This is a genomic window from Lysinibacillus sp. AR18-8 (assembly GCF_001705465.1).
GTDB classification, from domain to species: domain Bacteria; phylum Bacillota; class Bacilli; order Bacillales_A; family Planococcaceae; genus Lysinibacillus; species Lysinibacillus capsici.
In genome coordinates, this window is sequence record NZ_MDGU01000021.1 from 23,035 (window position 1) to 36,834 (window position 13,800).

At 31.2% G+C, this 13,800-nt stretch carries 12 protein-coding genes; all 12 read left to right on the forward strand.

Annotation, left to right across the window (positions count from 1 at the left end):
- Positions 1-106: 106 nt before the first annotated feature.
- The 12 genes from BFM98_RS15945 (at position 107) to BFM98_RS16000 (ending at position 13,712) form a co-directional block, all read left to right on the forward strand.
- Positions 107-3,106: an efflux RND transporter permease subunit gene (locus BFM98_RS15945; protein ID WP_217492440.1), complete on the forward strand. Its 3,000-nt coding sequence runs from the start codon at positions 107-109 to the stop codon at positions 3,104-3,106.
- 74 nt (positions 3,107-3,180) lie between these two features.
- Positions 3,181-3,582, forward strand: coding sequence for a holo-ACP synthase (gene acpS, locus BFM98_RS15950; protein ID WP_066037884.1), 402 nt, complete (start codon positions 3,181-3,183; stop codon positions 3,580-3,582).
- Positions 3,583-3,880: 298 nt separating this feature from the next.
- Positions 3,881-4,813, forward strand: coding sequence for a ketoacyl-ACP synthase III family protein (locus BFM98_RS15955; RefSeq protein ID WP_066037885.1), 933 nt, complete (start codon positions 3,881-3,883; stop codon positions 4,811-4,813).
- A gap of 13 nt (positions 4,814-4,826) precedes the next feature.
- Entirely contained in the window at positions 4,827-6,203 is a 1,377-nt protein-coding gene (locus tag BFM98_RS15960; RefSeq protein ID WP_066037886.1) for an ATP-binding protein, read from the forward strand.
- 15 nt (positions 6,204-6,218) lie between these two features.
- Entirely contained in the window at positions 6,219-7,490 is a 1,272-nt protein-coding gene (gene lysA / locus BFM98_RS15965) for a diaminopimelate decarboxylase (RefSeq protein WP_066037887.1), read from the forward strand.
- An 18-nt stretch (positions 7,491-7,508) separates the two neighbouring features.
- Positions 7,509-7,766 carry a phosphopantetheine-binding protein gene (locus tag BFM98_RS15970; protein WP_083225391.1) on the forward strand — a complete coding sequence of 86 codons (258 nt, stop codon included), beginning with the start codon at positions 7,509-7,511 and terminating at the stop codon, positions 7,764-7,766.
- A gap of 10 nt (positions 7,767-7,776) precedes the next feature.
- Entirely contained in the window at positions 7,777-8,604 is an 828-nt protein-coding gene (locus BFM98_RS15975) for a hypothetical protein (protein WP_103117235.1), read from the forward strand.
- Complete coding sequence (locus tag BFM98_RS15980; RefSeq protein ID WP_066037889.1) at positions 8,601-9,527, forward strand: 3-oxoacyl-[acyl-carrier-protein] synthase III C-terminal domain-containing protein; 927 nt, start codon at positions 8,601-8,603, stop codon at positions 9,525-9,527. Before BFM98_RS15975 ends, BFM98_RS15980 begins: the two co-directional genes overlap by 4 nt.
- A 26-nt stretch (positions 9,528-9,553) precedes the next feature.
- Positions 9,554-10,258, forward strand: coding sequence for a hypothetical protein (locus tag BFM98_RS15985; protein ID WP_066037890.1), 705 nt, complete (start codon positions 9,554-9,556; stop codon positions 10,256-10,258).
- A 6-nt stretch (positions 10,259-10,264) separates the two neighbouring features.
- Positions 10,265-11,422 carry an acyl-CoA dehydrogenase family protein gene (locus BFM98_RS15990; protein ID WP_066037891.1) on the forward strand — a complete coding sequence of 386 codons (1,158 nt, stop codon included), beginning with the start codon at positions 10,265-10,267 and terminating at the stop codon, positions 11,420-11,422.
- Positions 11,415-12,350: a hypothetical protein gene (locus BFM98_RS15995; RefSeq protein ID WP_066037892.1), complete on the forward strand. Its 936-nt coding sequence runs from the start codon at positions 11,415-11,417 to the stop codon at positions 12,348-12,350. The genes BFM98_RS15990 and BFM98_RS15995 overlap by 8 nt, the downstream gene beginning before the upstream one ends.
- Positions 12,351-12,353: 3 nt before the next feature.
- On the forward strand, positions 12,354-13,712 hold the full coding sequence (locus BFM98_RS16000; protein WP_066037893.1) for an MATE family efflux transporter: 1,359 nt from the start codon (positions 12,354-12,356) through the stop codon (positions 13,710-13,712).
- The last annotated feature ends 88 nt before the right edge of the window (positions 13,713-13,800 follow it).

The following is a 13,800-nucleotide window of genomic DNA, read 5'->3' on the forward strand; positions in this document are numbered from 1 at the left end:
AATATGAGAAGCATTAATATTAATACAGAGGTTATTTATTAATAATGTTGAAAAATGCAAGGCAAAAACATAGAGGTGAAAAATGAAATTATTAATTCAATTTAGCATGAAAAATGCTTTAGTTTTGTTTTTGATAATCCTTCTTATTATATCGGGTGGCATTTATTCGCTAAAAGAGATGAATATGGAAAAATATCCGAAGGTTAATATTCCATATTTAACTGTGATTATACCTTACCCAGGTGCTTCGCCAGAACAATCGATGAATGATATCGGAGAGAAAATGGAAAGAGAATTCCTGAATCTTGAAGGAGCAAAGAATGTTTATACAGATGGAGTTGCTAATGCTGCATATTCAACAATAGAGTTCGATATGTCTATTGATATGGAGCTAGCAGAGCAAACAGTGAGGACAAGTGTGGCTAAGATGCAACTACCAGATTTAGCTGAAGAACCTCAATTTGAAATATCTAGTCCTGATGATAATCCTGTTGTCTTTTCCTTGGGTATTTATAATGCTGGAAATTTTGAGGGTGTTCAAGCTTTCGTAAAAGAAAATATCATTCCTAGTATTGAGGGTATTGAAGGTGTAAGTGAAGTCGAGATCGGTGGAACTATGGAAAGATATGTGTTTGTACGACTATTACCAGAACAATTGGTGATGAGAGGACTTACAATTGATGATGTTAGAGTCGCCATTAAAGCAAACAATCTATCGATGCCAATGGGTGATATTTTAGTATCAAATGAAGTATTGCCAGTTCGAGTAAATAAAGAACTTAAATCAATTGACGATGTTAAACAAATAAAGATTTTCACTGAGGTAGAGAATTGGGACAACGATAAAGCTATACATAAAACTATTACTTTAGGTGAGATTGCTGAAGTTACGTATGAAAGTAAAAATTCAAATAATATCACTCGAATAAATGGAGAACAGGGCGTAAGTGTAGGAATTATAACTAAAAGTGGAGCTAATGTAGTTGATATTGTTGATCAGGTAAAAGAGAAAATAGAGAAACTAGAAATTCCTCAGGATTACGAAATAGAAGTATTACGAGATCAATCCATTGAAATTAAGCAATCAGTATACTCTATGCTTAGAGAAGCTATCTTAGGTTCACTAATGGCTGTTATTGTAACCTTGTTGTTTTTAAAAAACATCCGTTCCACTTTTATTGCTGTTATCTCTATACCAGTATCCATACTTGCATCTTTTCTTCTAATGAAAGCAATGGACTATACTTTAAACATTATGACACTTGCAGGGATTGCAATAGCTGTCGGGCGAGTTGTGGATGATTCAATTGTTGTCATTGAAAATGTATTTAGAAGGGTTAGGTCATCTAAGGAAAGAAATGATCACCTCATACTGCAAGCTACAGGTGAAGTAGCATCTGCTATCACTTCTTCTACTATTACAACCGTAGCTGTTTTTTTACCATTAGCTTTTGTACCAGGAATTGTTGGGAGTTTTTTTAAACCACTTGCATGGACTATCGTAATATCACTATTGATTTCATTAATTGTTGCTGTTACTATTGTTCCGCTCTTGTCAAGAATTTTTCTATTGAAAATTACTCCAAATGAACATAAAGAAAATATACTACAAATTTGGTATCGCAAAATTTTAACTAGAGTGTTAAAACATCGCTTTGTAACCCTATTTGCATCAATATTGATTCTAGTTACTTCTGTCGCATTAATTGTTCCTAAGGTAGGAACAACTTTCCTTCCTCAAGAAAACGTCAATAACTTCGATGTGGAAATTACAATGGAAAAGGGAACTACCCCCGAGGAAACATTGAAAGTCACGAGTAAGGTTGAAAAAATCTTATTAGAACAAAAGGAAATTAATTTAGTAAATACCAGTATTGATGGGAAATCCGAAAAAGCAGAGATTTCATTTGTTGTAAAAGATTCTGTTGAAAATATAGATGACTTTGTTAAGGGTTTACGATCTCAGTTTACAAGTATTCCTGAGCCAGAAGGCATAACTCTGTCTGGTGTGGGAGGAATTATTGGTGGTTCTGAAAGTAGATATGTTCTTGTCGTAAAAGGAGCAAATTCAAAAGATATAGAAGAAGCTAGTGATCAAATTATTGCTTCTTTAAAAAGAGTAGAAGGGATAGAAAATATAGGTTCTTCTTTAGAAGGAGAAGAACCTGAAATAATTATTGATTTAGATGAAGATAAGCTTGCTGAAAAAGGTCTAATGCCAGCTATGGTGGCGCAAAGTCTTCGAACACTAATTAGTGGTGATATTTTAACGACTATGAGGGTAAGAGACGAAATTAATGAAATAAATATAGGGCTAAAGATGGATAACGTAACATCGTTGGAAGAACTTAGTAAACAAAAAATTAATAATATTATGGGGGAACCAGTAGCTCTTAATGAGATTGGCGAATTGAAAAAAGTTGATAATATCTCAGCTATTTCTCATTTGAATGGACATGAGTATATTATGATCTATGGGACAATTGTTGACGAAAAAATTGGAAATGTAATTAAAAAAGCGGATGAAACAATAGATAATTTGGATTTACCGAATAATGTTAATTATTACAAAGAAGGTGTATCTGCATCAATGACAGATGGCTTCACAGAGCTATCTATAGCTATAATTGTTAGTATTTTCCTGGTCTATTTAGTAATGGTCATTGCTTTTAGAGAAGGAAAAGCACCTTTTGTAATTTTATTTGCTATACCATTTTCTATCATTGGAGCACTAATTGGTCTTTACATTGTTAATGAGCCTATTGGTATGCCTGCAATGATCGGATTACTCATGTTGAATGGTATTGTCGTAACAAATGCTATAGTCCTAGTTGATAAGATAAAGAAAAATGAAAGTAGTGGTATGACTAAATATGAAGCCTTAATTGAAGCTGGGGTTGTACGTATTCGACCAATCTTAATGACAGCTATTGCAACAATTGGTGCTTTAATCCCAATGGCTATATCTAATGACACTGGGATGGTTTCTAAATCGCTCTCTGTAGTTGTAATAGGTGGACTATCCACTTCTACATTTTTAACGCTCTTTATTGTCCCAGTACTATACAGCATATTCACACCTAAATTAGAAAATGTAACGAAGTAGATGTAATAGCTAATACAAGTTTTTCTTATATATTGAAGTATTTAATTAACTATATGGAAGAGTGGTAATTTCTATTGTTAGTTGGAAATGGTTTAGACATGGTTGATTTAGATCGCATAGAGAAAATGTTAAAAAAGAATGAGAGATGGATTATTGAGAAAGTACTCTCAAAAAGAGAAAGAGCTTATTACTTAGATCTCAATGGCAGAGAAAATAAATTAGCTTGGGTTGGTAAATGTTTTGCTATTAAAGAAGCAACATTTAAAGCCATTAATCAACTGATTTATGGGAAGTTCAATTTTTTGAATATTGAATTTATAGTTGATGAAAATGGGAAGCCCAACATTTATTCAACCAAAATTGATTTTAAAGAAAAGGGGATCTTTCTACATCACTCGATAAGCCTTACATCCAAAACTGTTACGGCGTTTGTTACTGCTGAAAAATTAAAGGAGGTGAGTACTAATGAAAATTAAAGCGAATCCAATTCAAATTAAGAACCTAAAAAATGTAGACCGTTACAACGCTTGCGGTAAATGCTAAAAGATTGTACAAACCACTTACATTAAAGGAGGTGACCACTAATGAAAATTAAAGCGAATCCAATTCAAATTAAGAACCTAAAAAATGTAGACCGTTATAATGCTTGCGGTAAATGCTAATAAGCTAAAAGATCAATATACTTAGTTAAAAAACATAGGGGTAGGAGATAAGAAATTACTCTCTCAGAAAGGAATTTCTTATCTCTCCTTTCCAATCAAAGGGTGACAATATATGTTATATATTGATTACATTGAAACAGGTATTCCCGAAAAAATAGTAGATATTGAGGACCTGCAGGAGTACTTAAATTTAAAGAATTACCAGATTAAAGTTTTTAAAAAAGTACATGGATTGGCAGAAATCAGAAAAGAAGAGGGTTCCTTAACTGAATTATTAAGTGCACCCATTTTAAGGATATTTGAGCGTAGTAATATTTCTAAACAAGAAATTAAATATATAATTTACTGTCATACTATTCAAAATATATATCCTTTTCCGCTAAATATTTTCAATGAAATAAGTGAGATTTGCAATATAAATAATACAGTGAATTTTTCGTTAAATCAGCAAAATTGTGCTTCAAGTCTAGTAGGATTAGAGATTGCAGATAGTTTACTAAGGAATGCAAAAGTAAATGACAAAGTTCTTTTAATAATGGGTGAAAAAGTCTTCAATCCAATTATGCAAGTAATTCAAAATACAACTATTTTAGGGGAAGCTTCAGCTGCTGTCATTCTATCAAATAATAGTAAGAAAAATATAAAATTTATAAAAACATATACGAAAGTACTGGGAAGATATGCAGAAGGAATTGGTATTAATCAAGAGAAACAAAAACAATTCGAAAAAGAGTATATCCCAACACTAACTGCTTTAATAAAGGATATGCTCAATGATCAAAATTTAGATTTGTCAAAAATTTCATTGATACTGCCACATAATGTGAATATATCTTCTTGGAGACAATTGTCTAAATCGTTAGATATCCCAATTCAGAAAATTTACTTAAAAAATGTGAGTAAGTATGGACATTGCTTTTGCGCTGATCCATTTTTAAATCTGGAAAGTGTGATCGAAGAAGGTATTTTAAAAAAAGGTGACTATTTCTTAATGGTTTCAGTTGGTCTAGGAGCTACATTTGCTGTTAGCTTATTTCAGTTTTAGAAAGAGGTGAATTATGGAAGCGGTTAATTATTCTTTTAGTGAGAGTCTTAAAAAGGGACTAGTGAACGATGAAAATGCAACATTTATATATATAAATAACTTTGAAGTAGAACAATATTGGAAAACATCGGATATTGTGGGGATCCCATCAGTTTCAACAGCAAGTGCAAAGATTATGGTTAATAGAATGGAAGAACAAGGTGTATTATTTTCCAGCCCTACAGATATAGTAATTTTAAAACGACCTGTAAGTAACGATTTTTTAAATTATTTACAGCAGGTGTTAGAATGTCCGACAATTATATATGTAGAGAAGAGTAATCCAAATCTTAATATTACACAGGATATTCTGAATTGCCAAAAAACTATTTTATATCTTAAAGAAATGAAGGAAAAGAAAAAAAACATTTATTTTATGCCTTATGGTTGTTCAGAGTATGAAGAACAACTCTCAGAATTAACTGGCATTCCTTTAGCTGTACCGAATAGTGATGTGTTTCGTAAAGTAAACACTAAAGTGTATAGTCGATTATTAAACGAAAAAGTAAATATTAGGCAGATACCTGGTGGTGAGTGTGATTCAATTGATAGTTTACAGGAGACTTATCAAACCTTGAAGCATCATCTAACAGAGGGGGGGAAATTAGTTTTAAAGGAATCACTTGGAGTATCAGGAAAAGGATTAGTTATTATTGATTCTGAAGAAAAGTTTCAAAAAGTAATTAAGATGATAAGTAAAAGTCTAAATAAAAAAAATAACGGTAAAGTGAGTTTTATATTAGAAAAGTGGATTAATAAAGTAGCTGATATTAACTATAAGCTTTTAATTGATGTTAATGGAAATATTACATATTACGGTGCGAAGGAATGTATTGTAAAAGATGGTGTTCATCAAGGACATCTCTATCCAACCTATATCACAAGGAAGTTGGATAAAGAACTAAGAATTATTGGAGAAAAAATTTGTACACAATTATATAAAGACGGTTATTTTGGAGTTGTTGGAATAGATGCGATATATGATCAAGTGGGTACACTTTGGCCAAATCTCGAAATTAATGCACGATTAAATATGTCTTCCTACCAAATGAGAATTCAAGAAAACTTTTTGCAAAATGATAAATGCGCCTTAGCAAAATACTATGAGTTGAAGTTAACACGCAAATTAACTTTTAAGGAAGTGTCAACTGTACTTGAAAAATATATGATTAACTACCAGCGTAAAGAAGGTCTTTTAATTAATAATTTTGCAACTGTTAATTCAGGTTTTAGCAAAGAAGGCAAATTGTTTAAGGGGAGATTATACGGAGTTTTAATAGCAAATAATGAGGATTCGTTAATAGAGTTAGACAGTATTATACTGACTCAACTAGATAAATTTCAAGACTGAGAAAGGAAAAGGCAAATGGTATATCAAATACAAGGAATACCAATAATAGATTTAGCAGAAAGATATGGTACACCCCTATATATATATGATGGGAACGAAATTAAAAATGCATTTTTAGAATTAAAAAGTAATATCCCAGATTATTTAGAGGTATTCTTCTCCTTAAAATCCAACCCTAATATTTCAGTCTATAACTTACTAAAGTCTTTGGGTGCAAAAGCAGAAGTTTCCTCATTGACTGAACTAAAGACGGTTCTAATGGCAAATACAAATCCAAACGATATTATCTTTTTAGGACCAGGGAAAAGTGAAGAAGAAATTAAAAATTGTATTGATCATTCAATTTACGCAATTGTGTGTGAATCTTTTCAGGAATTAGAGTTAATTAATGAAATTGCTTCACTTCGAAAAAAAAGAGTACGTGTGGCTATTAGAGTGAACCCAACCTTTACTGTAAAAGGGTCGAGACTTAGTATGGGTGGTAAACCGCGGCAATTCGGAATAGATGAAGAAGAAATATTTCAAAATATAAGTATACTAAATTCATATAAAAATGTGGAAATTATAGGAATTCAAGTATATATGGGAACAAGGATCTTAGATGGTGATGTCATCTGTCAAAACACACAGAATATTTTAAAATTGGCAGAAAAGTTTAGTAAACAAACAGATCAGTATTTACAATTTGTAGATATTGGTGGAGGTTTAGGTGTACCTTATTTCGGTAATGAAGAGGAATTAAATATACAAAGATTAGGTAAACAGCTAGCGCCAATTATTGCCGATTTTAAAGCTAATTTCCCAAATACAAGGTTAGCAATGGAAGCGGGTCGCTATCTTGTAGCAAAGTCAGGAATATTTGTATCCAAAGTGAATTATACAAAAAAATCAAGGGAAGAAAATTTTGTAATAACAGACGGAGGTACAAACTGTCATATGGCAGCTGTGGGGATAGGTAGTTTTGTAAAAAGAAATTTTCCAATGATAAATCTAACAAATTTAAATGAAACTGATATAGAAACTTATAATGTAACGGGTCCGCTATGTACTCCAAATGATATAGTGGGAAAAAATGTGGAACTGTCGAGAGTTCAAAAAGGAGACCTTATAGGGGTTTTACAATCAGGAGCGTATGGGCCAAGTGCCTCCCCAGGTTTATTTTTAAGCCATGGTTTTCCAGCTGAAGTTATGATTCTAAATGGGGAGCATTATTTAATTAGAAGACGTGATCATTCGGATGATATTATAGATAAACAAATAATGGTTAATGAAAAAATAATACGGTAAATAGAAAGGGTTTAGAGAATGTTGAAAAAAAATACTTTTGAGATAACTGTAGCTACATTAAGAGAAGTGTTGGACATTGATACTGCGACAGAAATATTGCCAGAAACCTCATTAGAATCATTGAGCTTGGATTCTACTTCGATTTTTGAACTTTTAATGGTTTTGGAAGACAATATTGATGGATTTTCTGTTGATCCAGAAGATATAGAACCTGAGTACTTTGAATCTGTAGAGACCATTGTTGATTATATTAATAATTCTTTAGTAAGTGCATAAATGAATAGGCATGATAAAGATAAATTCTTATATTCATAAAAGTTTCCCCGAAAAGAGACCTTATAGTTATAGTAGTTTAAATATATCATTTCAAACAGATTTAGCAAGTATATATGGCTTTGAGGTAGATGAATCATTATTAAGTTCAGGGCGGAATAATTCATTTAGTTATATGGGATCTAGTTTAATAGATCATTTGTCAAATATGGGTAACAGAATTGATGATGTAGATTTAGTTGTTTTAGTTTATTGCATCCCAGATATTAATCTCTCCACTTCAAGTGTTAATTATTTTATTGATAAATACGCCTTAGACGCAACAGGTTTTGCCGTATCAGGAGTTGATACTTATGCTCCTTTTGCTGCAATGAAAATCATAAAGGAATTATTTAATACTAAAAAGTGTAAAAAGGCAATATTTTTAATTCTTGATCAATCTACCCTATCTTATCCGGTTACAAGATACGAAGAAATTGAAGATACCGGAATTGCCTTTCTCGTTGAGTCACATGGAACTAGCCCTTGTCTTGAATTAGATGAGTGGGGTTATGATATTATACCTAATCTGCGTGGATGGTTGGATAAAATCACTCAAAAGCAAAAAAAGAATGTATTTATTATTTCTTCTAATTTAGAAGAAATATATGAAGAGATGCCATCCAACTCTACCTTTATTTCCTCTCCTAATCAATTATGTACATCTTTGTTTGCAAAACTTTTAAATCTAATAAGCGAGGATAAAGTTCAGGGAAATTCCTCTATTTATTTGCTAGATGGAAATTTAGTGAGAAATGAAATGTATTATATGAAGTTTAATATATATGGAGGCAAAATGTGAATCTTGGTATTGCAAAAATTGGGACATATATCCCGAATCTAAGACAAAATATTGAAGAAGTAGTAGAGTATTGCGGTGGCAATGACAGAGAAATTAAGCTAATGAAAAGATTACACAACATTCAACAAGTTCCTATTGTAGAAGAGGGACAAAGATTAGATGAGACACTTGGGTATGCCTTATTAGATCTAAAGCTGAATGAAAACATTGATTTAATATTATATGCCCATTCTTTACTTGCTCAAGTGCCTCACGATTATGGGTTATTAAATAAGGTGCTTAAGCCATTTAATTTAAATAACGTAAAAAAATTTGGAATTACTCAAGAGGCTTGTGCTTCTTCCTTTTATGCGATGGATCTTGCAAATTTATATTTTACAAAGAAAGAAAATGTTAACAATGTACTCATAATTTTGGGCGATCAATCCAATATGACTAATCGATTAAGGTATATTGAAGGTTCTACCCTTATAGGAGACTCAGCTGTTGCGATTCTTCTACAAAAGAATTTTGAAACAAATAAATTATTGTCCATAGGTCTTTATAAAGACACTAGATTTAATCAGGGATTTTTTGAAAATCCGCAAAAAACAGCTCTCTTTAATGAGGAATATGTTTCAATTATTATTAAAGCAGTTCATGAAACTTTAAAAAAGGTGAATGTATCTCTCGATGAAGTTCAATATATTCTTCCTTATAATGTTAACAAAATGACTTGGAGGAGATTTTCAAAATTAACCCATTTTCCTTTTGAAAATATTATCCTAGATTTACTTCCAGACATTGGACATACCTATACAACTGATTGTTTTATAAATTTGGCGTATTTACAATCAAAAAATAGATTAAAAAAGGGAGATAAATTTTTAATGATAAGTGTAGGACTAGGTTGTTTTGTTGGATCAGCTCTATTTGAACATTAAGATTTTATTATAGAAGGAGATAAGTAATGACTACTTTTTTATCATCGAAGAATGAGGATTTATTGAACTATATGAATCGCTTTTTTGAAGAAACACGCGGTTTAAGTCCTATTGAAACTTTTGAATGGTATTCAAAAAGCTACACTAACCCTGTCATTGTATCATCCAGCAATTATTTTATTACCCCCAATACTATTTTAGAGAATCCAGCAACTCAGCTCCTTAGGGGAAATACTCTCTACAAAATGGCAGAAGTTAAATTTGAAAAAATTAACGATTTTATTCTAGGATATGAAAAGATTAGCTTATTTAAAATAGATGTCCCGATTAAACAGGATACACGGAATATATCTCAGATAGAGAGTATATTTTTAACAAAAAACCACTTTGCTTTGATAATGCGGTTACGGATTGCTTTGGATTGCCTAAATTATGATAAAAACCTTTTGAGCAACCGCTTTTCAGGGAAATTACCGATTATCCAATATCAAATGGTGAAAGGACAGTTTTCAGAAGCAATTATTAAATTATATTCTATTGTTAACAACTATATCAACGGAGATAGGGCAATAGAAGATAACTCTTTTTATGCATTTCTCCATAGTGAAATAGATGAATGTATGAATACTTTGATTAATCTTACTGGAGGTCATGGAGTCCTATTAGAAACAGTAAGCAGAAAAATTTATTTGTCTTTTGTCATCAAAAATCTGTTTGTAGAAACGGAGTGAAAAGCTTTGAACAGAGAGAGATTAGATGCTTTTGAACTAGCTATTAAATCATATTCTCAAGAATTTAGGGATATTGGTCTTGTTATAGATAAAGAACCAGATAGACTAGGTGAATTTACCAATTTGGACAGTGTTCAATTATTATCACGCATGATGATTCCTCCGGAATATAATGATCGTCCATTTATCGTAAATAATACAAAGTTCTACGGTTTATCTTGCATTGAGAGGGTCATTGGAACAGAGTGGCTTTCCTATGGAGACGCAGGTGTAGTTGTTGGTTGTCCAGGACCTTCCTTATCAGGGATAATTATCCAAGATTTTGCTGATGAGGAGCAAAAAGAGAAGTATTACAGTACTTTGATTGAAAAGCCATCTTGGACATTTTTTGCCTTAACTGAGCCTAAAAAGGGATCAGATGCCATGAATATAGAAACAAATTTAAAGAAAATAGATGGAAACAGTGGAAAGAAGATGTTGAATGGTGAGAAATATTTCATAGGAAACGGTACTCGGGCAGATATCGGCGTTGTTTTTGCACGTACCACAACTGGCCCTTTAGGAATTGAAATGTGCCTGGTTGAAAAGGGACAAGATGGTTTCTCGGCAGAATCATTGGGTACATTAGGCCTTCGCGGTCCGAAGCTTAGTAAGTTAATGTTCCAAAATGTGTGTATAAATGAGAGTCAGATTATTGGGAGACACTTAAGCCCATTAAAAAGAGGTATGCACGGAGCTATTACTGTTTTTAATAAGATGCGTCCCACAGTAGCAGCTATGGCACTGGGTGTATCACAAGCAGTTTATGATTATATGATAACTAATAAGAAAAATTTATCCTTAGATCAACAACTAAAATTAGAACATTTTCAAAATGAGCTCATAACGGTAAGGAATCTTATTCGACAAGCAGCATTAGAATTAGATATTAATCCTAAAAATGGCTATATTGGTTCAATTGCTAAAATTAGAGCAACGGCATTAGTAAAGAAAATCACTCAATACGCCCTTGATTTGTTTGGTGAAGGATCCTTATTTGACCATCCACATTTAAATAAATGGTTTAGAGATGCATTTGCGTTTGAAAATATGGAAGGTACTTCCAATATATTAAAATTAAATGTTTTTCAAAGTTACATGAATGGAAATATTTCTTATGTATAACATATGTAATTTAAATCTATCATTATCATCTTTAGCTTTTCTCAATATAGATCAAGATAATTATTATATAGATGGAGAAGAGATATCCGATTATTTAAGATTAGAGCCTCATTTACAAATTGAAGCTTACTACAATAATGTTCCTAAAGAATCTGTCGTATCATACTCAATTAAAATTAACAATCAACAGGTAACCTTATCAGAAATGATACATCAATGCCATATAGAACTCTTTCCAAAAGTGAACAACTACCAATGTTTACTGCTTTCAAATTCATTCTCTGATCGTCAACCAGAAATACAAGCCTTACCAAGAATTTTAGAGTGGTCTGATATAAAACCGAAAAATTATTTTGGTATTTCTCATTTAAGTTCAATAGCTTCGATAGAAAGTTTAGAAATTCTAGAACTTTCATTAAATGAAGAGGAAGATGGGATACTTTTATTGGGAGAACAGTTGATTATTGAAAAAAATCGTTATTGTGAAGGTTATTCACCTTTTGCAGATTTTGCTATGGGTATGCACTTTTCAAAAGGTTATGGACCGATTCAAGTCCTTCAAATAGGAAGTTATTTCACTTCTGATAATGAATTAAATAGTAATAATAGCGAGATTATCTTTTCCGAAATTATTAATCAAATTATTGAATTAGTTTCACAACAACATCAACTTAAAAGGGTTATTGTACAAAATTTATTTAGTCATATGGTTTACGAAGAATACGATGCCCTTTATATTCGGCAAATAAATAGTACCAAAGATTATCAAAGCGGTGATGTTTGGTACACATTTCTCGAATTATTATCTACAGAAAAATTAAACAAAGAGGAGAAAATACTTATAATATCGGCGAACCGAGATCTAAGTACTTCTTTTGCAATTCTTCAATTTAATGAACTTCCTATTATAACAAGCATTAAGTGGTAAGGGATGGATAATTTGCAAAAAAAAATTGATTATTTAAATGACAGAATTGTTCCGCTAATTTATAAAACCTTTATTCCAATGGTATTGGCTTCTTCTGTTTCAATTGTCACACAGTTAGCCAATACCTTTTTTATGGGGCATGAGCATAAGGATGCACTTTATATTGTTGGTTTGTATATACCATTTTCCTTTTTTATGACGGCGTTGATTGAAGGATTTCAAATATCGAACGCATCTACAGTAGCATTTGAAAAAGGTAAGGACAATTTGAATAATATTTCTAAAATCATTAATAACCTACTTTTGTATGGAATTATATCTAGTTTAATTATTGCTATTTTTATTAGTTTAGTTATTCCCCAGTTAATCAATTTTTTTAATGTTCATGATGGAGCAATCAATACATTTCTTAAATATACCCGTTTAATGGTTTTTATGACCGTTTTTTCTGTTATTAATGCAATCTTATTATCGAGTATTAGAGGATATGGATTAGTAAAAATTTCGTCTGGAATAAGTGTTTTAGCTTCATTGTCCAATATAATATTAGTTTACATTTTTATTAATTTTTTTAATCTAGGTGTTTATAGCATTGTACTTGCAAATTTTATTGTTATTAGTATTTCAATTTTTTTAAGCGCTTATTTCCTTCTTAAATATAAGATCTTTAATTTTACTAGCTATTTTTTTTCCTTGAAAAATATGAAATTAGAAAAAATAGTGAAAATTAAAATTTTGAATATTGGGATTCCGGTTGCAATTTCTTATTTTCTAATTTTTATTAGTACATTTTTTTTTAACAAAATTTTAATGCCATTTGGTAACGAGGTAATAGCAGGCTTTGGTGCTGCTTACCGTTTACAAACCATTGTCCTACTAGTATCAATATCTTTTGGCAATACATTAGGTCTTATTATGAATCAAAATATGGGTGGTAATAATGCGGAACGCGCTTTTCAAGTCTATAAGAAAGGGCTTATTAATATAGTAGGAATTTATATTATTATTGGCATGGTTATATTTTTAGGAAGAGATCTTATTGCTTCTTTTTTAATAGCTGATGGAGAAGTGAGCGCACATACAGAAAATTATCTACAAATTGTTGCTTTATCTTATAGCATAATGGGACCAATGATGTCTTCCTTGTTAGTTCTTGAGCAAATTGGTAAAGGGCTACGAGCGTTCTTTTTAAATTTTTTATATTTCTTTTTAATTGTTGTTGTAGGATGGCTTCTAACAACTATTTATCAGGTAGAAAGCCTATTCTATTGGACAATTAGCTTAGTGAATACTTTTGCAATTATAGGTATTTTCTATAGTTATGTTGTTATTAAGAATAACTTTAAGATGAAAAAAACGTAGTTTGAAAAAAATTACTAAATAATGACTTATTACTTTAATAGAGTAGAAAAAAGGCATTCATATTGAGAATGCTTCATTTTCGAAGTCT